This window comes from Nostocoides sp. HKS02, assembly GCF_009707485.1.
Lineage (GTDB): Bacteria > Actinomycetota > Actinomycetes > Actinomycetales > Dermatophilaceae > Pedococcus.
In genome coordinates, this window is sequence record NZ_CP046121.1 from 1,812,417 (window position 1) to 1,832,723 (window position 20,307).

Annotated in this window: 16 protein-coding genes, 1 tRNA gene and 1 pseudogene; 13 read left to right on the forward strand and 5 right to left on the reverse strand. The window is 69.8% G+C overall.

All coding sequences use genetic code 11. The annotated features are described in order from the left end of the window. Window positions 1-40: 40 nt before the first annotated feature. Window positions 41-112, forward strand: a tRNA-Arg gene (locus GKE56_RS08610). Window positions 113-201: 89 nt separating this feature from the next. On the opposite strand, the gene GKE56_RS08615 is transcribed toward GKE56_RS08610, so the two are convergent. Both GKE56_RS08615 and GKE56_RS08620 read right to left on the reverse strand, forming a co-directional pair. Continuing rightward, on the reverse strand, window positions 202-1,236 hold the full coding sequence (locus GKE56_RS08615) for a hemolysin family protein (protein WP_154684195.1): 1,035 nt from the start codon (window positions 1,234-1,236) through the stop codon (window positions 202-204). Next, entirely contained in the window at window positions 1,233-2,555 is a 1,323-nt protein-coding gene (locus tag GKE56_RS08620) for a hemolysin family protein (protein ID WP_154684196.1), read from the reverse strand. The genes GKE56_RS08615 and GKE56_RS08620 overlap by 4 nt, the downstream gene beginning before the upstream one ends. A gap of 126 nt (window positions 2,556-2,681) precedes the next feature. Here GKE56_RS08620 and GKE56_RS08625 point away from each other — a divergent pair, with 126 nt between their 5' ends. From GKE56_RS08625 to GKE56_RS08640, 5 genes are all read left to right on the forward strand, one after another. Next, window positions 2,682-3,647 (forward strand): ABC transporter ATP-binding protein, encoded by a 966-nt coding sequence (locus GKE56_RS08625; protein ID WP_154684197.1) that lies wholly within the window; start codon window positions 2,682-2,684, stop codon window positions 3,645-3,647. Next, window positions 3,644-4,447, forward strand: a complete 804-nt coding sequence (locus GKE56_RS08630; protein ID WP_154684198.1) for an ABC transporter permease — start codon at window positions 3,644-3,646, stop codon at window positions 4,445-4,447. The genes GKE56_RS08625 and GKE56_RS08630 overlap by 4 nt, the downstream gene beginning before the upstream one ends. 182 nt (window positions 4,448-4,629) lie before the next feature. Beyond that, window positions 4,630-8,466 (forward strand): multifunctional oxoglutarate decarboxylase/oxoglutarate dehydrogenase thiamine pyrophosphate-binding subunit/dihydrolipoyllysine-residue succinyltransferase subunit, encoded by a 3,837-nt coding sequence (locus tag GKE56_RS08635; RefSeq protein ID WP_154685699.1) that lies wholly within the window; start codon window positions 4,630-4,632, stop codon window positions 8,464-8,466. Between the two features lie 73 nt (window positions 8,467-8,539). Next, window positions 8,540-8,716: a DUF6104 family protein gene (locus GKE56_RS16880; RefSeq protein WP_195908055.1), complete on the forward strand. Its 177-nt coding sequence runs from the start codon at window positions 8,540-8,542 to the stop codon at window positions 8,714-8,716. A gap of 3 nt (window positions 8,717-8,719) precedes the next feature. Continuing rightward, window positions 8,720-9,373, forward strand: a complete 654-nt coding sequence (locus tag GKE56_RS08640; RefSeq protein ID WP_154684199.1) for a GDSL-type esterase/lipase family protein — start codon at window positions 8,720-8,722, stop codon at window positions 9,371-9,373. A gap of 37 nt (window positions 9,374-9,410) precedes the next feature. Here the strand turns inward: GKE56_RS08640 and GKE56_RS08645 are convergent. Continuing rightward, window positions 9,411-10,381: pseudogene (locus GKE56_RS08645) on the reverse strand (zinc-binding dehydrogenase). 60 nt (window positions 10,382-10,441) lie between these two features. Here GKE56_RS08645 and GKE56_RS08650 point away from each other — a divergent pair. Next, window positions 10,442-11,377 carry a nucleotidyltransferase family protein gene (locus tag GKE56_RS08650; RefSeq protein ID WP_195908056.1) on the forward strand — a complete coding sequence of 312 codons (936 nt, stop codon included), beginning with the start codon at window positions 10,442-10,444 and terminating at the stop codon, window positions 11,375-11,377. Here GKE56_RS08650 and rfbD read toward each other — a convergent pair. Next, window positions 11,363-12,244 (reverse strand): dTDP-4-dehydrorhamnose reductase, encoded by an 882-nt coding sequence (gene rfbD / locus GKE56_RS08655; RefSeq protein ID WP_154684201.1) that lies wholly within the window; start codon window positions 12,242-12,244, stop codon window positions 11,363-11,365. The genes GKE56_RS08650 and rfbD overlap by 15 nt on opposite strands. Then, window positions 12,245-13,240 (reverse strand): dTDP-glucose 4,6-dehydratase, encoded by a 996-nt coding sequence (gene rfbB / locus GKE56_RS08660; RefSeq protein ID WP_154684202.1) that lies wholly within the window; start codon window positions 13,238-13,240, stop codon window positions 12,245-12,247. 199 nt (window positions 13,241-13,439) lie between these two features. Between rfbB and GKE56_RS08665 the strand changes: the two genes are divergently transcribed. The 6 genes from GKE56_RS08665 (at window position 13,440) to asnB (ending at window position 20,200) form a co-directional block, all read left to right on the forward strand. Next, the gene (locus GKE56_RS08665; protein ID WP_154684203.1) at window positions 13,440-13,880 is read left to right on the forward strand and encodes a hypothetical protein; all 441 of its coding nucleotides are present in this window, start codon (window positions 13,440-13,442) and stop codon (window positions 13,878-13,880) included. A gap of 40 nt (window positions 13,881-13,920) precedes the next feature. Further along, window positions 13,921-14,793 carry a glucose-1-phosphate thymidylyltransferase RfbA gene (gene rfbA, locus GKE56_RS08670; protein WP_154684204.1) on the forward strand — a complete coding sequence of 291 codons (873 nt, stop codon included), beginning with the start codon at window positions 13,921-13,923 and terminating at the stop codon, window positions 14,791-14,793. Further along, entirely contained in the window at window positions 14,793-15,470 is a 678-nt protein-coding gene (locus GKE56_RS08675; protein WP_154684205.1) for a dTDP-4-dehydrorhamnose 3,5-epimerase family protein, read from the forward strand. Before rfbA ends, GKE56_RS08675 begins: the two co-directional genes overlap by 1 nt. Window positions 15,471-15,581: 111 nt before the next feature. Then, window positions 15,582-17,363 (forward strand): nucleoside-diphosphate sugar epimerase/dehydratase, encoded by a 1,782-nt coding sequence (locus tag GKE56_RS08680; protein ID WP_154684206.1) that lies wholly within the window; start codon window positions 15,582-15,584, stop codon window positions 17,361-17,363. A 2-nt stretch (window positions 17,364-17,365) separates the two neighbouring features. After that, entirely contained in the window at window positions 17,366-18,319 is a 954-nt protein-coding gene (locus GKE56_RS08685; protein ID WP_154684207.1) for a glycosyl transferase, read from the forward strand. 12 nt (window positions 18,320-18,331) lie between these two features. Next, entirely contained in the window at window positions 18,332-20,200 is a 1,869-nt protein-coding gene (gene asnB, locus GKE56_RS08690) for an asparagine synthase (glutamine-hydrolyzing) (RefSeq protein ID WP_154684208.1), read from the forward strand. Window positions 20,201-20,307: the final 107 nt, after the last annotated feature.

A 20,307-nucleotide genomic window follows, 5' to 3' on the forward strand; every position in this document is an offset into this window, starting at 1 on the left:
GCTACCCTCACCGGGCGCCTCTTGAGAGGTCGCCGTGTCGGCCCCCGTAGCTCAGGGGATAGAGCACCGCCCTCCGGAGGCGGGAGCGCAGGTTCGAATCCTGCCGGGGGCACGGTGTCATCAGGCCCGAGATCGACCCCCAGCTGGGGAGTCGGTCTCGGGCCTCGCGTCGCTGCCCAGGGTCCGGTCCCGGGTCCGCGTTCAGCGTTGTGAGGCGTCCGTGACCTCGCCGACGAGCTCCTCGATGACGTCCTCGAGGAAGACGACGCCGATGTCGGCGCCCTCCGGGTCGACCACGCGGGCCAGGTGGGCACCAGTGCGCTGCATCGTGCGCAGCACCTCCTCGACCTCGTCGGCGGCCTGGACGGTGGCGAGCTTGCGCACGCGCTTGACCGGCACCGGCAGCGCCCGCTCGGCGTCGTCGGCATACAGGACGTCCTTGAGGTGCAGGTAGCCCGCGAGGGCCGCTGACCGGTCGACGAGCGGGTAGCGCGAGAACCCGCGCTTCGCCACCAGTCGCTCCACGTCGTCCGGCGTCGCCGTGAGCGGCAAGGTCACCAGGTCCGACAGCGGCACGGCCACGTCGACGGCGTCCTTGTCGCTGAACTCGAGGGCCGCCCCGACCAGGCCGTGCTGGCGCTCCTCGATGAGGCCCTCGTGACGGCTCTCCGCGAGGATGTGCTCCACCTCCTCGGCAGTGAACGCCGAGGTGATCTCGTCCTTCGGCTCGACCCGAAAGAGCCGTACGAGCGACTTGGCCAGCGACTCCATGACGTGGATCACCGGCCGCAGCCCCCGGGTCAGGTAGAGCAGCACCGGCACGAGCGCGAGCGCGGCCCGCTCGGGTCCGGCGATGGCGAGGTTCTTGGGGATCATCTCGCCGACGACCACGTGCAGGTAGACGATGACGAGCAGCGCCAGCGCGAGCGCGCCGCCATCGGCGACAGCGCTCGGCAGGCCGAGGTGGCTGACGAGCGGCTCGAGCGCATGGTGGAGCGCCGCCTCGGAGATCGCACCGAGCAGGACCGAGCAGACCGTGATGCCGAGCTGGGCGCAGGCGAGCAGGGACCCCATCTGCTCCAAGGCGTCGAGGCAGATCTGCGCCCGTCGCGAGCCAGCGGCGGCCAGCGGTTCGAGCGTCGACCGTCGTGCGGTCATCGCCGCGAACTCGGCCCCCACGAAGAAGGCGTTGAGCAGCACGAGCACCACCGTCGTCCAGACCGCCAACGCACTCATGACGACTCCCCCGACGCGTCGTCAGCAGGTGTCGGGATGAACCTCAGCCGGTCGGCGCGCATGCCGTCCATGGCGATCACGGAGATCTCCCACCCGGGGATGGACACGGTGTCGCCGACGCTCGGGATCCGGCCGAGGGCGGCCATGACGAACCCACCCGTGGTCTCGTATGCCGGCCCGTCCGGGATCTGGGCGCCGATCCGCTCGCGGACCTCGTCCGGGCGCCACAGCCCGGGGACCGTCCACGAGCCGTCGGTGAACTGGCGCCCGGTCGTGCGGAACAGGTCGTGCTCGTCGGACACCTCGCCCACGATCTCCTCGACGACGTCCTCGAGGGTGACGACCCCGGCCGTGCCGCCGTACTCGTCGACCACGATGGCCAGCTGGAGGCCGTGCTCGCGCAGCATCAACAGCAGCGGGTCGAGCCGGATGGTCTCGGGCACGAGCAGCGGCGGCACCATGAGCGCCGAGACCGGCACGTCGGAACGGCGGTCGTGGGGCACCGCGATGGCCCGCTTCACGTGGACCACCCCGTCGATGTCGTCCCAGTCCTCGCCGGTGACAGGGAACCGGGAGTGCCCCGTGCGCCTGGCCAGCAGCAGGACGTCCTCGGCGGTCGCCGTGCGCTCGATCGAGGTGGCGCGGGCCCGCGGGCTCATGACGTCGGCGGCCGTCTGCTCACCGAACCCGAGCGACTTGGTGACCAGTCGGGCCGTGCCCTCGTCGAGGGTTCCGGCTTCGGCCGACCGCCGTACCAGCGAGGCCAGCTCCTGCGGCGTTCGGGCGCCGGACAGCTCCTCCTGCGGGGTGATCCCGAGCGCGCGCAGGAAGAGGTTCGCCGAGCCGTTGAGCACGATGATCAGCGGCCTGGCGACCACGGCGAACAGCCGGACCGGCAGCGCCACCACCTTGGCGGTCGGCAGCGGCGCCGAGATCCCGAGGAACTGTGGCAGGAGCTCGCCGAACACCATGGAGAACACCGTCACCACCACCAGGGCCAGCACCGCGGCCACGGAGTCGCCGGTGGTGCCGTGCAGCCCCACCGCCGCCAGGGGCGTCCGGAGCAGGGTGCCCAACGCTGGTGTCGCGAGGAAGCCCAGGACCAGCGTGGTGAGCGTGATGCCGACCTGGGCCGCGGAGAGCTGGGTGGAGAGGGTGCGCAAGGACCCGAGAACCCCCTCGGCCCCGACATCACCGGCGTCGACGGCCTTCTGGACTGTCGGGCGGTCCAGCGCGACCAGCGAGAACTCGGTCGCCACGAACACGGCGGTGCCGATCGTCAGCGCCACGCCGGCGAGGACCAGCAACCATTCGGTCATAGTGCGGCCATCCTATGGTCGCGGCCCCGTTCGGACCGATTTGGCCGCCGCGCGCACAGGTCGTTGACCCTCACCCGACGTGAGTTGCAAAGATGGCCCCATGTCACACACAGCGGGGGACCATCCATGACGTCCACACCCACCCACGGCGCCTCGATCGAGGTTCGTGAGCTCACCAAGCGGTTCGGCAGCTTCACGGCCGTCGACAACCTCAGCTTCACCGTCGAGCCCGGCCGGATCACCGGCTTCCTGGGCCCCAACGGCGCCGGAAAGACGACCACGCTGCGCATGCTCCTGGGCCTGATCCGTCCCACCGGAGGCTCGGCGACCATCGGTGGCCAGCGCTACCACGACATCGCCACCCCGACGGCAATGGTGGGGTCGGCGCTCGAGGCGACGAACTTCCACCCCGGCCGCACTGGTCGGGACCACCTGCGCGTGATCGCCGACACCGCTGGCGTCGGCACCGCCCGCGTCGACGAGATGCTCGAGCTGGTCGGCATCCCCGCCGCAGCACGCAAGCGGGCGGGCGGCTACTCGATGGGCATGCGCCAGCGACTCGGCCTCGCCGCGGCGATGCTCGGCGACCCCCAGGTCCTCATCCTCGACGAGCCGGCCAACGGCCTCGACCCCGAGGGCATCCGCTGGCTGCGCGGATTCCTGCGCCACCTCTCGGCCCAGGGCAAGACGATCCTCATCTCGAGCCACATGCTCCAGGAGGTCGAGCAGACCGTCGACGACGTCGTCATCATCGCCAACGGTCGGCTCGTCAAGCAGGGGGCCATGGCCGACCTGCACGGTGAGGCGCGGACGATCGTGCGCACGAGCGACACCGACGCCCTGGCCGGCGCCCTGCGGGTCGCCGACGTCATCACCACCCTCGAGGACGGCGCGCTCCACGCCGACACCGCCGACCTGCGGCTGATCGGCGACGTCGCGCTGCGTGCAGGCCTGCCGATCTACGAGCTCCGCGCGGCCACGACCGACCTCGAGGCGCTGTTCTTCGAGCTCACCGAGGGCACCAACCGCAACCTCGGCGCCACGGCGCACGAGCCAAACGCCGTGATCGGCATGGAAGGGGCGACCGAATGACCGCCGCAGTCCGGGCCGAGTTCCGCAAGTTCTTCACGACCCGCATGTGGTGGGGTCTCGCGATCGCCACCTTCGTCGCGGCCATCGCGTTCGCGGTGGCGTTCGGCTTCATTTACACCATCAAGCCCGACCCCAGCGACCCCAGGCCCGCGCCGACGGGCACCCCGCTCCAGGTCGCCAACAGCGTCTACACCGCCGGCCTGGGTGTCGGCTACCTGCTGACTCTGACCATCGGGGTGATGCAGATCGGGTCCGAGTACCGCCACAAGACGATCACCAGCACGTTCCTGGGCACGCCTCGACGCGCCAGGGTCATGGGTGCCAAGATCATCGCCCTCCTGGGCATCGGCGCCATCTATGGCGTGATCTCGCTCGTCGGCGCCGTCATCGCCGGGTCGATCGTCCTGAACGCCCGCGGGTTCGCCCCGTTCCCCGGGGCGGGCGTCTTCCGCACCCTCGCCCTGGCTCTCCTGGTGCTCGGCCTGTGGGCCCTGATCGGCCTCGGCGCCGGCATCCTCATTCCCAACCAGGTCGCGGCGCTGCTGATCTCGATCGGGGTCGCCTGGATCGTGGAGCCGCTGGCCGGGTTCGGCCTCAGCTTCTGGACCTGGGGGCGCGAGCACATCGTCCCGTACCTGCCGAGCCAGGCCACCAGCGCCATGGTGAGCGGGGTGACCCAGGGCGGCGGCCAAGAGGTGCATCTCCTCGCGTGGTGGGGTGGCGCGCTCGTGCTCGCCGGGTATGCCGCCGTGATGGCCGGCTTCGGCTCGTGGCGGACTGTGCGGGCGGACATCAGCTAGGCGTACCACGGCGTGACAGGGGCCGGTTTCCGTGCGGAAACCGGCCCCTGTGCGAGTCCTCACCCACCTCAGCGGCGGCGTGGGTCCGGGGGCTAGGCTGGGAACAGCCAATTACCCGTCATTGTCGACGCTACGAAAGAGGCGTATCCGCCGTGCCCGACCAGTCCCCGACCAGCGATCCCATGGCGGCCTTCGGGCCGAACGAGTGGCTCGTGGACGAGCTGTATGAGCAGTACCAGAACGACCGCAACTCCGTCGACAAGGCGTGGTGGCCGTTCTTCGAGGACTACACCCCCTCCGAGGGTGGTGACAGCACCAACGGCGCGCCCCGCAACGGAGCTGCGACCCCGGCGCCTGCCGCGCCCGCCACGACTTCGGCGCCTGCCGCGCCTGCCCCGGCTGCCGAGCTCCGGCCCGCCGCGCCGCGTCGCCAGGCTCCGAACGCCACCGACTCCGGCGGCGCCCAGTCGACGACGACCGACAAGTCCGACGCCCGCACCGACCAGGCCGTGGCCGACAAGCCCGAGGACAAGGAAGCGGCCGCGCCGGCCAAGGAGACGCCGAAGCCGCGCGACCCCGAGCCGCCGAAGCAGACCGGGCCGGTCAACGAGGACCAGATCAAGCCGCTGCGTGGCGCCAGCGCCCGCGTCGTCACCAACATGGAGGCCTCGCTCGGCGTGCCCACGGCGACCAGCGTGCGCGCCGTGCCGGCCAAGCTGCTCATCGACAACCGGGTCGTCATCAACAACCACCTGGCCCGCTCCCGCGGGGGCAAGGTCTCGTTCACCCACCTCATCGGCTACGCCCTGGTCAAGGCACTGGGCCACATGCCCGAGATGAACAACGGCTACACCGAGGAGGGTGGCAAGCCCGCCCTGGTCGTGCCGGGCCACGTCAACCTCGGCCTGGCCATCGACCTCGCCAAGCCCGACGGCACCCGCCAGCTGCTCGTCCCGAGCATCAAGTCCGCCGAGGCGATGGACTTCCTGCACTTCTGGACGGCATACGAGGAGGTCGTCCGGCGGGCCCGCGGCGGCAAGCTCACCGTCGAGGACTTCCAGGGCACGACCATCTCGCTGACCAACCCGGGCACCATCGGCACCAACCACTCCGTGCCCCGGCTCATGGCGGGTCAGGGCGCGATCATCGGTGTCGGCGCACTGGAGTACCCCGCCGAGTGGCAGGGCGCGAGCCAGGAGACGCTCAACCGCAACGCCGTCAGCAAGATCCTCACGCTGACCTCGACGTACGACCACCGCATCATCCAGGGCGCCCAGTCCGGCGACTTCCTGCGGATCGTCCACCAGCTCCTGCTCGGCGAGAACGGCTTCTACGACGAGATCTTCGAGAGCCTGCGCCTGCCCTACGAGCCGGTGCGGTGGGTCCAGGACATCTCGACCCACCACGACGACGACGTCAACAAGACCGCGCGGGTCCAGGAGCTCATCCACGCCTACCGCGTCCGCGGTCACCTCATGGCCGACACCGACCCCCTGGAGTACCGCCAGCGGCGCCACCCCGACCTCGACGTCACGAGCCACGGCCTGACGCTGTGGGACCTCGAGCGTGACTTCGCCACGGGTGGCTTCGGCGGGGCGCCGATGCTGCGCCTGCGCAAGATCCTCGGCATCCTGCGCGACTCCTACTGCCGCACCATCGGCACCGAGTACATGCACATCCAGGACCCCGAGCAGCGCCGTTGGCTGCAGGCCAAGATCGAGGTCGGCTACGCCAAGCCCGGCCCCGAGGAGCAGCTGCGCATCCTGCGCCGGCTCAACGCCGCCGAGGCCTTCGAGACCTTCCTGCAGACCAAGTTCGTGGGCCAGAAGCGGTTCAGCCTCGAGGGCGGCGAGTCGGTCATCGCCCTGCTCGACCGCATCCTGTGCCGCGCCGCGGCCGACTCCATGGACGAGGTCTGCATCGGTATGCCGCACCGCGGCCGCCTCAACGTGCTCGCGAACATCGCCGGCAAGTCCTACGGCCAGATCTTCCGCGAGTTCGAGGGCCGGCAGGACCCCAAGTCCGTGCAGGGCTCGGGCGATGTCAAGTACCACCTGGGCACCGAGGGCGAGTTCGTCGCCGAGGACGGCAGCAAGACCAAGGTCTACCTCGCCGCCAACCCCTCCCACCTCGAGGCCGTGAACCCCGTGCTCGAGGGCATCACCCGCGCCAAGCAGGACCGCCTCGACCTCGCCGGTGAGGACTTCACCGTCCTGCCGCTGCTGCTCCACGGCGACGCGGCGTTCGCCGGCCAGGGCGTGGTGGCCGAGACGCTCAACCTCTCCCAGCTGCGCGGCTACCGCACCGGCGGCACCATCCACGTGGTCATCAACAACCAGGTCGGCTTCACCACCTCGCCGAGCGCGTCGCGGTCGAGCACGTACTCCACCGACGTCGCCCGGATGATCCAGGCGCCGGTCTTCCACGTGAACGGCGACGACCCCGAGGCCTGCGTCCGGGTGGCCGAGCTCGCCTACGAGTTCCGCCAGGAGTTCAACAAGGACGTCGTCATCGACCTCGTCTGCTACCGCCGCCGGGGCCACAACGAGGGCGACGACCCCTCGATGACCCAGCCGCTGATGTACAACCTCATCGAGGCCAAGCGCTCGGTCCGCAAGCTCTACACCGAGTCCCTGATCGGCCGAGGCGACATCGGCCAGGAGGAGGCCGAGGCGGCGCTGCGCGACTACCAGCAGCAGCTCGAGCGCGTCTTCGTCGAGACCAAGGCCGCCCTCAAGGAAGCCACCGAGAACGCCGCCGACCCGACGCTCGCCGGCACCGACGCCGAGGGCCACTCCGGGCTCGAGCCGCCCACGGCCCAGGCGACCGACCAGGCCACCCGGTCGGCCACCGACACGGCGATCACCGTTGACGAGCTGCGCCACATCGGCGACTCGTTCGTCAACCCGCCGCCCGGCTTCACCATCCACCCGAAGCTCCTCCAGGCCATGGAGAAGCGCGCGCTGACGACCCGCGAGGGCGGCATCGACTGGGCCACCGGAGAGCTCGCAGCCTTCGGGTCGCTGCTCATGGAGGGCACGCCGGTGCGGCTGGCCGGCCAGGACAGCCGCCGTGGCACGTTCGTCCAGCGCCACGCGGTGCTCATCGACAAGAACACCGCCGAGGAGTGGACCCCGCTGCTCTACCTCGCCGAGGGCCAGGCGCGGTTCTGGGTCTACGACTCGCTGCTGTCCGAGTTCGCGGCGATGGGGTTCGAGTACGGCTACTCCGTCGAGCGGCCCGACGCGCTGGTCCTGTGGGAGGCGCAGTTCGGCGACTTCTTCAACGGCGCGCAGACCATCGTCGACGAGTTCGTGTCGTCCTCGGAGCAGAAGTGGGGCCAGCGTTCCTCGGTCGTCCTGCTGCTCCCCCACGGGTACGAAGGCCAGGGTCCCGACCACTCCTCCGCCCGCATCGAGCGCTTCCTGCAGATGTGCGCCGAGGACAACATGACGGTCGCCTACCCCTCCACCCCGGCCAGCTACTTCCACCTGCTGCGTCGTCAGGCGTACGCCCGTCCGCGCCGCCCGCTGATCGTCTTCACCCCGAAGTCGATGCTGCGGCTCAAGGCGGCGGCGAGTGCGGTCGAGGACTTCACCACTGGCACGTTCCGGCCGGTGCTGTCCGACCGGGCCCAGCTCGACGGCGGCGCGGTGACCCGGGTCCTGCTCGCCAGCGGCAAGGTGGTCTACGACCTCGAGGCCGCCCGCGAGAAGGCCGGTGACACGCAGACCGCCATCGTCCGGGTCGAGCAGCTCGCTCCGATTCCCGCCCAGGAGATCGCGGCCGAGCTCGCCAGCTACCCGAACGCCGATGTCGTCTGGGTGCAGGACGAGCCGCGCAACCAGGGCGCCTGGCCGTTCATGGCGCTCAACCTGCCGCAGGCGCTCGCCGAGCAGGGCGAGAACCGCGTGCTCAAGGTCGTCTCCCGCAAGGCCTCGGCCTCGCCCGCCACCGGGTCGAGCAAGCGCCACGCCGAGCAGCAGGCCGAGCTGATCACGGCGGCCTTCACCCGATAGCACGCCTCCTCAACGACGGTATGCCGCGTGGCCGACTCGGTCGCGCGGCATACCTCGCGATAGCCTCACCAGCGTGTACTTCACGGATCGCGGCATCGAGGAGCTGGCCGCTCGTCGGGGCGAGGACACTGTGTCCTTCGAGTGGCTGGCCGAGCAGCTGCGGACGTTTGTCGACCTTCACCCCGAGTTCGAGACCCCTGTCGAGCGGTTGGCCACCTGGCTGGCCCGGCTCGACGACGAAGAGGACTGACCCGTGAGCAGCGAGCCCACCTTCACCCCCAGCGCCGAGTTCCAGGTCGCCGCGGACGGCCCCCGCGACGTGGGGCTGGTGTTCATCGGCGCCTCCCTCGTGGCGGGGCTCGGCGACCCCAAGGGTCAGGGCTGGGTCTCGCGGGTCGTGGGCCGCACCCAACACCCCGACCTCGAGCTGACGGCCTACAACCTGGGCGTGCGCGGCGACACTTCGGCTGATGTGCTGTCGCGCTGGCGCACCGAGTGCCCGCCGCGGTGGGCCGGCCGTGCCGAGAAGCGTCTCGTGCTGTCGATCGGCACCGGTGACGCGATCAAGGGCGTCACCCTGGCCCGGCATCGCCTCAACCTGGCCAACATCCTCGACGACGCGGCCAGCGCCGGCATCGGCACGTTCGTGGTGAGCCCGCCCCCGTCCGACGACGAGGAGCTCAACGGCATGCTCGACATCCTCGTCGAGGCCCAGGCCGACGTCTGCTCACGTCGCAGCGTGCCGTTCGTCGACTGCTTCCGTCCGCTGCTGGGTCACGACCAGTGGCAGAGCGACCTCGCAGCGAGCCGCGTGCAACACCACCCGGGCCAGGCGGGCTACGGCCTCATCGCGTGGCTGGTCCTCCACAACGGCTGGTACGACTGGCTGCAGATCTCGCCGACCTGACCCCCGTCGGGCGGTTTGGGCGAAGGTCAGGCACCCGTCAGGCGACGGTGAAGACGATCTTGCCGAAGACGTCGCCATCGGCCATCCGGGCGAAGCCCTCGCGCGCCCGGGCCAGCGGCACGACCGAGTCGATGACCGGCTCGATCCGGTGCTGGGCAACGAACGCCGCGAGCCGCTCGAGCTCGGCCCGGGTGCCCATCGTGGACCCGATGACCCGCAGCTGCCGGAAGAAGATCTTGGTCAGCTCGGCCTTGGCCGGCGCGTCGCCCGAGGTCGCTCCCGAGATGACGATGGCACCGCCTGGGTTGAGCGAGTTCACCGAGTGCGACCAGGTGGCGGCACCGACGGTCTCCATGACCGCGTCGACGCGCTCCGGCAGCCGCTCGCCGCTGCCGAACGCACGGTCTGCGCCGATCTCGACGGCTCTACGGCCCTTCTCCTCGTCGCGACTGGTCACCCACATGCGGTAGCCAGCAGCCGCGCCGAGCTGCACCAGCGCCGTGGCCACCCCGCCTCCGGCACCCTGCACCAGGACGGTCGCCCCGGGGGTGAGCCCGGCATTCGTGAAGAGCATCCGGTATGCCGTGAGCCACGCGGTGGACAGGCATGCCGCGTGCTCCCACGAGAGTCCCTCGGGCTTGGGGACGAGGTTGCCGCGGGGCACGGCGACCTGCTCGGCGAGCGTGCCGTCGTGGAGCTCGGACAGGAGGGTGCGCCGCGGGTCGAGGGTCTCGTCACCGCGCCAGCCTTCGCTGGGCACGACCGCGTGGATGATCACCTCGTTGCCGTCCTCGTCGATCCCGGCGCCGTCGCAGCCGAGGATCATCGGCAGCCGATCCGCAGGGAGCCCGACCCCCCGCAGCGACCAGACGTCGTGGTGGTTCAGCCCAGCTGTCCGTAAGCGCACCGTGGTCCAGCCCTCGCGGGGGCCGGCGCGGGGCGATCACCGATCTCCAGACCGGACAGCGGGTCGTCGGCGGACTGGCGGGCGGCATACACGGCGAGCATGCCCCCGACCCTAACGGGATGCGCGGCTCGAGCGCCGTGGCCGATGTCATACTCCGCTACGTGGACCACGCCGAGCTCACCGTCACCGATGGCGTGCTGCTCGCGCACGGGCTGGTGGCACGGCTCGCCGAGCAGGCCGGGGCCAGGGTCCTGTTCATCAAGGGGCCGACGGCGGTCGCAGCGGGAGCCCGGCCCGCCCGCCCGTCCTCCGATGTCGACGTGCTCGTCGACCCCGCGGCCTTCGACCGTCTCTGCCTGGCGATCGAGGCGGCCGGCTGGTTCCGTCGCTTCGTACCACTACCGGTCCACCGGGCCGCTGATCTCGCCTTCGACCACTCAGGTCACTTCATCCGCGAGGGCTGGCCCTGCGACCTCGACGTGCACTTCCTGTTCCCAGGATTCCTCGCCGAGCCGCAGGTGGTCTTCGAGGCGCTGTGGGAGCGGCGGACCACGACGGTGGTCGCAGGCAGGTCGGTGACGACTCCGGATGTCCTGGGACACGCCCTGGTCGTCGCGCTCCACGCGTTGCGCGACGTGGGCCGGCCGTGGAGCCGGGAGGACCTGGACCACCTCGAGAACACCCTTGGTTCCACCCTGGACGACGGGGGACGTGAGGCCCTCGGCCGACTCGCCGCTGCCACCGGGTCCGACCAGTCCGCCCGGGCGCTGTTGGAGCGGGTCGGGGTGGCCCTCCCCCCACCGCCGCGAGAGCAGTCGCCTGCGCTGGCCGCGTGGCGGGTGCGGCAGGAGTTCGGCACGGTGTCCGGCTCCCTGTGGCTCGTCGAGCTCAGGCGGGCTCGGTGGCGCGAACGGCCACGCATCCTGCTGCACGCGGTGGTGCCGCCTCGTGAGCAGCTCCTCAGCGCCCATCTGGCTCCAGCGGCGAGCCGGCGCGAGATCGCCAGGCTGCACGCCGCTCGCTGGGGCCGAGGGGTGCGTGCCCTGCCGCGGGCCATGACGATCCTGCGCAAGGTCCGCCGGTCAGCCGACGGGTGACGGCGGCATCTGTTCGACCACGTCGGGCAACGCCTTGGCCAGGCTCTCCTGCCACTGCGGCAACAGCGGGATGCGCGCCATCCGCCAGGCGTCGTGGCCCAGCACGCTGTAGGCCGGGCGTGGCGCCGGCCGAGGAAACTTGTCGGTCGTGGTCGGCTGGACCCGCTGCGGGTCCAACCCGAGACCGGCGAAGATCTGGCGGGTGAAGTCGAACCACGTCGTCTCGCCCTCGCTGGTCGCATGCCAGACCCCGAACGGTGCGCTCGCGCCGACCAGCCGGACGATCGCCTCGGCGACATCCATCGTCCACGTCGGCTGACCGCGCTGGTCGTCGACCACCGTGAGGGTCTCGTGCTGGCCGGCCAGCCGGGCCATGGTCTTGACGAAGTTGGGTCCACCCGCGCCGTACAACCACGCCGTGCGGACGATCCACGACTCGGGGCAGGTGGCGCGCACGGCCCACTCCCCTGCAGCCTTGGTGCGCCCGTAGGCCGAGCGGGGAGCGAGCGGCGCGTCCTCGGCATACGGATCGGTGGCGTCGCCGGCGAAGACGTAGTCGGTGGACACGTGGACGAGCCGGGCGCCGGTCTCGCGGCACGCGCCGGCGACGTTGGCAGCACCGACGGCATTCACCGAAAAGGCTTGACCCTCGTGGCTTTCCGCGTCGTCGACCGCGGTGTATGCCGCGCAGTTGACAACCACGTCGTGGCCACGGACCGCGTCGCGGACCTCGGAGGCGCGGGTGATGTCGAGGTCGGCTCGCTTCAGGGCGGTCACGTCCTTGAGGTCCACGCCCGCGAGCGCGAGGACCACCTGGAGGTCGAGGCCGAGCATGCCGCCGGCACCGGTGACCAGCCACCGCGTCATCTAGCGTCCCAGCCGCTCGTAGCGGGCCTCGGCGACGACCTTGGCGGTGCGCCACCAGTCCTGGTTGGCGTCGTACCAGGCGATCGTGTCGGCCAGCCCGGAGCGGACGTCAGGATGAGCGGGACGCCAGTCCGTCTCGGTGCGGAGCTTGGTGGAGTCGATGGCGTAGCGCAGGTCATGGCCGGGGCGGTCGGGGACGTGGTCGTACCAGTCGGCCGGCTTGCCCATGAGCTCGAGGATGAGCGCGACGATGTCCTTGTTGTTCATCTCGCCATCGGCCCCGATGAGGTAGGTCTCGCCGAGCCGGCCCTGCTCGAGGATGGCGATGACGGCGTCGTTGTGGTCGTCGACGTGGATCCAGTCGCGGACGTTGGCCCCCGCGCCGTAGAGCTTGGGCCTGACGCCGTCGATGATGCCGGTGATCTGCCGCGGGATGAACTTCTCGACGTGCTGGCGAGGGCCGTAGTTGTTCGAGCAGTTCGACAGGGTGGCCTTGAGCCCGAAGGAGCGGATCCACGCGCGCACCAGCAGGTCGGCGCTGGCCTTGGAGGCCGAGTAGGGACTCGAGGGGTTGAGCGGCGTCGACTCGGTGAACTTGGCGGGGTCGTCGAGCTCGAGGTCGCCGTAGACCTCGTCGGTCGAGATGTGGTGGAGCCGCTTATCGTGCCGACGCACCGCCTGGATCAGCTGGTAGGTGCCGATGATGTTCGTGTCGATGAACGGCCACGGGTCGTCGAGCGAGTTGTCGTTGTGGGAGTCGGCCGCGAAGTGCACCACGACGTCGTGGGCGGCGACGAGCTCGTCGACGAGGTCCGCATCGGTGACGGAGCCCTTGACGACGTCGACGTCGCCGATCACCGGGTCGAGCGAGGCGAGGTTCGCGGCATACGTCATGGAGTCCAGCACCGTGAGCCGCCAGTCGGGGCGGACCAGATGGGCGCGGATGACGAAGTTCGAACCGATGAAGCCGGCGGCGCCGGTGACCAGGACCTTCACGCGCTGCACCCTACCCACACCGACCTCGACCTCCCGGGCGTCACAGCGGCCCGGGTCGCTGGCCGCCCCGCCCAACCGGGACAAATGGCCTCATGTCGAAACGTCGCGTGGCATCATGAACTCGAAATCCGGACCAAGCGGTGGCGACCTCACGGTGGCCAAGGGTGGTCCTCACAACGTACCTGCAGGGGTTACGAGCATGCCGCGCTTCACGCCCGATCCGGCCACCCGCGCCGACGAGACCGCCAACCGGCTGGCGGAGTCGTGCGCCCGGCTCGCCGCGCGCCCAGGTTCGCCGCCGATGGTGCCGCTGATCGCCTGGGTGAGGAAGCCCCTTCCCCTTGGTCTCGGGCGGTTCCTCGGCCTGAGCCGGGTGGCGCTGGGGCGGGTGCCGGACGTCCAGGGCTGGGCCGTGCGGTGGTCTGAAGCAGGCCGGGGCGGGGCAGTGGATCAGGTGGGCTACCTGGTGACGCCGTCGGGGCGCGCCTACCTGTTGGGTCGTCAAGGCACGATCGCCATGTTCTCGGACCGCTCGGGGTTCCCACCACAACCGAACCCCGTCACGCCTGCGCAGGCCGACAGGATCGAACAGTGCCTGCTGGCGCTGTCGGGCGCCTCGCGCGACCGGTCCGGCGCCTGAGACCGGCTGGCCGCCTCGCCCTGCCGATACAGTCGCCAGCATGAAGGGCATCATCCTCGCCGGGGGCTCAGGCACCCGGCTGCACCCGATCACGCTCGGCATCAGCAAGCAGCTGATGCCTGTCTATGACAAGCCGATGATCTACTACCCGCTCTCGACGCTGATGATGGCCGGTGTCCGCGAGGTCCTGGTCATCACCACCCCCGACGACGCGGCTCAGTTCGAGCGGCTCCTCGGTGACGGCTCCCAGTGGGGCATCGAGCTGTCGTATGCCGTGCAGCCCAGGCCCGAGGGCCTGGCACAGGCGTTCATCATCGGGGCGGAGTTCATCGACGGCGACAGCGTGGCCCTGGTGCTGGGCGACAACATCTTCTACGGCACCGGGCTGGGCACCGCCTTGCGGGCCAACGCCGAGGTGAGCGGCGGCCACATCTTCGCGTACCACGTGACCGAGCCGTCGGCATACGGCGTCGTGGAGTTCGGCGACGACGGCACGGTGCTGTCCATCGAGGAGAAGCCGACCCGACCACGGTCGAGCTACGCCGTCCCGGGCCTGTACTTCTACGACAACGACGTGGTCTCCATCGCCAGGCAGCTCGAGCCGAGCCCCCGGGGCGAGCTGGAGATCACCGGCATCAACAACGCCTACCTCGAGCGCGGGGACCTGACCGTCACCGTGCTCGAGCGGGGGACCGCGTGGCTCGACACCGGCACGTTCGAGGGGCTCATGGAGGCCTCCCAGTTCGTGCACGTCGTCGAGAGCCGCCAGGGGCTCAAGGTCGGCTGCGTCGAGGAGATCGCCTGGCGCAATGGGTGGATCGACGACGAGCAGCTGTCGTCCGCGGCCAAGGGCCTGGCCAAGAGCGGGTACGGCGCCTACCTCGCGCAGCTGCTCGCGGACGGAGACCGCTGATGGAGTTCCGCGCGCTGACGATCGAGGGCGCCTTCGAGGTGACCCCGCGGCAGTTCCCCGATGGCCGTGGGGTGTTCCTGGAGTCGTTCCGCGGCGACAAGCTGGCCGAGCACATCGGTCACCGGCTCGAGGTCGTCCAGACGAACATCTCCGTGTCGAGCCGCGGCACGGTGCGTGGCATCCACTTCGCCGACGTCCCGCCCTCGCAGGCGAAGTACATCACCGCCCTGTCCGGGTCCCTCATCGACTTCATCGTCGACATCCGGGTCGGCTCCCCCACCTTCGGCCAGTGGGACTCGGTGCTTCTCGACGCCGTCGACCGCCGCGCCGTCTACCTGTCCGAGGGGCTGGGCCACGCCTTCGTCGCCCTCGAGGACGACACGACGGCCATGTACCTGTGCTCGGCCGCCTACAACCCCGAGCGCGAGCACGGCATCCATCCGCTCGACGCCGAGGTGGGCCTCACCTTCCCCGCGGGCCTGGAGCCGCTGCTCTCGCCCAAGGACGACGCGGCGCCGACGCTGGCCCAGGCGCTCGAGCAGGGCCTGCTCCCCACGTATGCCGCGTGCCGCGAGTTCGCGGAACAAACCGGGCGATACGAGGACGAGGCCGAACGGATGTCCGATTTCCGCCCGATTGGCCGATCCCGCGTCGGTCACGAGCAAAAGCAGAGTTGACCTGTAAACTTCCGGGGCGATCAACTGCGGCCCTTCGGGCTGGGCAACACTGGGGAGGAGTGAACGGTGGCTAATCGAAGCATCCGGCGGCGCGAACGCGTAAACCGGTGGATGTGGGCAGTCATCGACTCTGCGGCCTGGGTCCTGGCCGTGTTTCTGGCCGCGTGGCTGCGCTACGACCTGCAGGTCGGGCAGGTGCTCGCCTCGGCCACCATCTCGTTCGCCGTCGTGGCGGTCATCTGCCAGGTCGTCTTCGGCACCTTCTTCGGCCCGTATGCCGTCGGCCATCAACGTGGGTCCTTCGAGGAGACCTATGACGTCGGGCGGACCGTGCTCCTCACCACCCTCGTCCTGCTCACCGCAGTCTTCGCCGTCCACCTTGGCCCCCTGCCCCGAAGCATCCCGTTCACGGCTCCCGCCTTCGCGGTGCTGGGCATGTTCTCGGCGCGCTTCATCATCCGGTCGGTGCGCCTCACTCGGGTCGCCCACCAGGTCGGTGAGGATCGCCGGGCCATCATCTTCGGGGCGGGCTCGGCGGGGCGCCAGCTCACCCGAAGCCTGCTGGGCGACGGCGACGGCGGCTACCGACCGGTCGCTCTGCTTGACGACGACCCGACGAAGGCGCGGCTGCGGATCGACGGGATCAGGGTCCGCGGCACACGCAAGGCCATGGCCGCGGTGGCACACAAACAGGGCGCCGACACCCTCATCATTGCGCTCCCCCTCGCCGAGGCCAAGACGATCCGCGAGCTGACCGAGCTGGCCGAGGACGCCGGGCTGCGAGCCGTGACGCTCCCGTCGTTGCGCGACATCATCGGTGGTCGCCCGACTGCGGGCGACCTCCGCAAGGTCGACCTGGCCGACCTCCTCGGCAGGCGTCCCGTGGAGCTGGACATGGCCGTGATCGCCGAGCAGATCGCCGGCAAGCGGATCCTGGTCACCGGCGCCGGCGGGTCGATCGGCTCGGAGCTGTGCCGCCAGATCGCTCGGTTCGGCCCGGCCAAGCTGTTCCTGCTCGACCGCGACGAGTCCGGGCTCCAGGAGACCCAGATGAGCCTCGTGGGCAACGGGCTGCTCGACAGCGACGAGCTCATCCTGGCCAACATCCGCGAGGTCGACGCCATGCGCGATGCATTCGACCGCGCCCGCCCCGACATCGTGTTCCACGCCGCCGCCCTCAAGCACCTCCCCCTGCTCGAGTCACACCCTCTGGAGGCGTGGAAGACCAACGTGCTGGGCACCCTCAACGTGCTGCAGGCAGCCTCGGACGTCGGCGTGGGCACCTTCGTCAACATCTCCACCGACAAGGCCGCCAACCCGACCTGCGTGCTGGGCTACAGCAAGCGGGTTGCCGAGCGACTCACGGCCGATTTCGCGAACCGGTTCCCCGGCCGCTACGTGTCCGTGCGCTTCGGCAACGTCCTGGGGTCGCGTGGTTCGGTCGTCCACGCCTTCACGGCGCAGATCGAGCGCGGTGGCCCGATCACCGTCACCCACCCCGAGGTCGAGCGTTACTTCATGCTCATCCCCGAGGCCTGCCAGCTCGTGCTCGAGGCCGCGTCCATCGGAACGGACGGTGAGGTGATGGTGCTCGAGATGGGCGAGCAGGTGAAGATCGTCGACGTCGCCGAGACCCTGATCCGCATGTCCGGACGCCGCGACATCGACATCGTCTACACCGGCCTGCGGCCTGGCGAGAAGCTGGGCGAGGAGCTCTTCTCCCACCACGAGCAGCGCCAGAACACCAGCCACCCGCTGGTCTCCAACGTGTCCGTGCCGGGCATCTCGAGTGACCTCGTCTCCGACACCGTGCTGACCTCGCACGACGCCGCGGCCAGCTGGATGCGCACCGAGGCTGCGACTGACACGGCCTCGGCCCGTTCGAGCCGCTAGTCGTGGCGGAGCTCGTCACCAGCCTGATCGTCACGCTTGCGTTCTCTCCCGTCATCAGGGCGGCCATGCTGCGTCACGGCGTGATCGACGTTCCCAACCACCGCTCGTCCCACTCCTTGCCGACCCCGCGCGGCGGAGGCTGGGCATGCGTGGCCGGAGTCCTGGCAGCTGCGGGGGTAGCAGCGTGGCGGCATACCGACGTCCCCCTCGCCGCACTCGCGGCCGCGCTGGTGCTCGCGCTGGTCGGCTTCGCCGACGACCGAAGCGACCTGTCCGCGGGCGCACGCCTAACAGCGCAGATTCTCGCTGGCCTGGCCGTGGGAGGGGTCACCGGCGGCATCGCGGTCGCCCTGGTAGGTGCCGTGCTGTATCCCACAGCCGTGAACGTCGTGAACTTCATGGACGGCATCAACGGCATCACGGCCTTGACCATGGCGGTGTGGGGCGTCACCGCCATCGCGGTCGGCGTGACCGACCACGTGCCCGGAGTGTGGGTGATCGGCGCGGCTACGGCAGGCGCCGCTCTCGGCTTCCTGCCGTGGAATGCGCCCAGGGCACGGCTGTTCCTCGGCGACGTCGGCAGCTACCTGTTTGGGGCCTTGGTCGCCGGCGGCATTCTCCTCGGATGGCATGGAGGCGCTCGGGTCAGCGTTCTCGCCGCGCCACTGTGCTTCTACGTTGCCGACACCTTCGTCACGTTGGCGCAGCGGGCAACGCGCCGCGAACCACTCCTCTCGGCCCACCGCGACCATGTGTACCAGCGCATGGTGCGGGTGGTCGGGTTGAGCCACACGGTGACGGCCTTGAGCGTTGCCTGTGCATCGGCGCTGGTCACAGCGGCGTGGGTGTGGGCCGATGTCCGCATCGCGTCACTCTTCAGCGTGGTCTCAGTGCTCCTGTATGTAGGCTGTGTGCGACTTGCGGGGGCTGCCAGAGGCACCACGTCCGATACCTAGGAGATTTCACAGATGTGCGGAATCTCTGGCGCAGTCCATCCCGACCCACGGGTCCGCCGCGACGCCCTGTGCGCGGCCCTCGACGTCCTGGAGCATCGCGGCCCAGATGAGTCCGCGACGTACGAGGAGGGCCTGACCGCCCTTGGCATGACCAGGTTGGCGGTCATCGACCTCGATGGCGGTCACCAGCCGATGAGCACCCCGGATGGTCGGTTGACTGTGGTCTTCAACGGTGAGATCTACAACTACCGGGAGATCGCCCAACGACTGAAGGCCCAAGGGCGGATCCTCCGGACCGATTCGGACACGGAAGTCCTCCTGCACCTCTACGAGCTTCACGGACTCGACGTCGTGGACCACCTGCGCGGAATGTTTGCGTTCGCCATCCACGACACCCACCGCCAGCGGCTGATCCTGGCGCGGGATCGGCTAGGCAAGAAGCCGCTCTACTATGCCCAGCCGCAGCCGGACACGCTGGTGTTCGGCTCAGAACTCAAGGCGCTGGCGCCGCTGGCCAGGGCAGCTGGCATGCGGCTGGCGGTGCGTCCGCAAAGCATCTATGACTACCTCTCGTTCGGCGTCGTGCCCCAGCCCGACACCATCTACGACGGGGTGCACAGCCTGCCCGCCGCCAGCGTGGCGGTCTTCGACGGGGGATCGCTCAGCATCCGGCGCTACTGGAGTCCTCAGTTTCAACCGAAGCTGGACCTCACCTATGACGAGGCACAGGAGAAGGCGCGCTCCCTCATCGGCGAGGCGGTTGCCATCCGGCTCCGCTCGGATGTGCCGCTCGGCGTTCTCTTGTCGGGTGGCCTCGACAGTTCCATCGTCGCTCATGAGGCCGTCAGGGCCGGGGCGGGCTCCTTGCAGACCTTCACCGTGGCAACCGGCGGGGAGCTCGACGAGTCCCTCGTCGCTCGCCGCACAGCCGAGTACCTCGGCGTGCCCAACACCGTTCTCCCGCTCGAGGTCGACCCCGTGGCGGGAGTGCACAAGGTCGTCTCGGCCTACGACCAGCCGTACGCCGACTCCAGCGCGATCCCGACGATGCAGATCTCGCAGCTGGCGCGTCAACATGTGACGGTCGTGCTCAACGGCGATGGCGGCGACGAGACCTTCGCCGGCTACCGTCGGTATGCCGCGGCGACCGCATCCGCACGCCTCGACCGGTTTGGGGGCGCCCCTGCCCGAGCGGCCACCAAGCTCCTTGAGGCATTGCCTCTCGAGCGTCGCTCCGCCCTCGGCTTCGCAGCGCGATTCGCCCGCGGGCTCTCGATGGGCCCGTCGGAGAGATACCTCGCGTGGACCACTGACATGCTGCGCGAGCGCGACAAGCGCGCCATCTGGCGGGGCGGGGCCGTCGAAGCGTCGGAGCGGCTGGTGCCGGTGCAGGTCGGCCCGACCGTGTCAGCGCTCGACCGGCTGGTGGCGACGGACGTCGGCTTCAACCTGCTCTCCGATCTCCTCGTGAAGATGGACATCGGGACCATGAGCGCGTCCCTCGAGGCCCGGTCGCCATTCCTCGACCACGAGGTCGCGGAGCTCGCCTGGCGGCTTCCTGACGCGTACCGCGTGAAGGGAGGCCAGACAAAGCGGATTCTGCGCGACGCCTACAAGGGTCGCCTTCCTCAAGAGGTGATCGGCGGGGCCAAGCGGGGCTTCGAGGTACCGATGGCGTCATGGCTGCAGGGTCCGCTGAGGCCCTTGGTGCACGACACGCTCGGCGTACCCAACGCGCGGGTCTTCGAGTACGTTGAACCGAAACTGGTGCAGGGTCTGCTCGAGGGCACTGCCTTCACGGACCGGAACACCACGTATCTCCTGTATGCCATGCTTGTGCTCGAACTCTGGCTGGACCAGCACCCAGCAGGGCAACTCTGACCCTTGAAGGACCGCCAGCGCTGATGCCCACCTCGCCGGACGGATCATTCACAACCCCGCGCCTCACGACGGTCTCGTTGTATGGCAGCAGAGCACCCAGTACCAGG

Coding starts and splice junctions, on each gene's coding strand:
- GKE56_RS08665 (WP_154684203.1), top strand. CDS start 13,440: ATGCCGCGCTTCACGCCCGATCCGGCCACCCGCGCCGACGAGACCGCC.
- GKE56_RS08615 (WP_154684195.1), bottom strand. CDS start 1,236: ATGAGTGCGTTGGCGGTCTGGACGACGGTGGTGCTCGTGCTGCTCAAC.
- GKE56_RS08620 (WP_154684196.1), bottom strand. CDS start 2,555: ATGACCGAATGGTTGCTGGTCCTCGCCGGCGTGGCGCTGACGATCGGC.
- GKE56_RS08675 (WP_154684205.1), top strand. CDS start 14,793: ATGGAGTTCCGCGCGCTGACGATCGAGGGCGCCTTCGAGGTGACCCCG.
- asnB (WP_154684208.1), top strand. CDS start 18,332: ATGTGCGGAATCTCTGGCGCAGTCCATCCCGACCCACGGGTCCGCCGC.
- GKE56_RS08680 (WP_154684206.1), top strand. CDS start 15,582: ATGTGGGCAGTCATCGACTCTGCGGCCTGGGTCCTGGCCGTGTTTCTG.
- rfbD (WP_154684201.1), bottom strand. CDS start 12,244: ATGACGCGGTGGCTGGTCACCGGTGCCGGCGGCATGCTCGGCCTCGAC.
- rfbA (WP_154684204.1), top strand. CDS start 13,921: ATGAAGGGCATCATCCTCGCCGGGGGCTCAGGCACCCGGCTGCACCCG.
- GKE56_RS08625 (WP_154684197.1), top strand. CDS start 2,682: ATGACGTCCACACCCACCCACGGCGCCTCGATCGAGGTTCGTGAGCTC.
- GKE56_RS08630 (WP_154684198.1), top strand. CDS start 3,644: ATGACCGCCGCAGTCCGGGCCGAGTTCCGCAAGTTCTTCACGACCCGC.
- GKE56_RS08635 (WP_154685699.1), top strand. CDS start 4,630: ATGGCGGCCTTCGGGCCGAACGAGTGGCTCGTGGACGAGCTGTATGAG.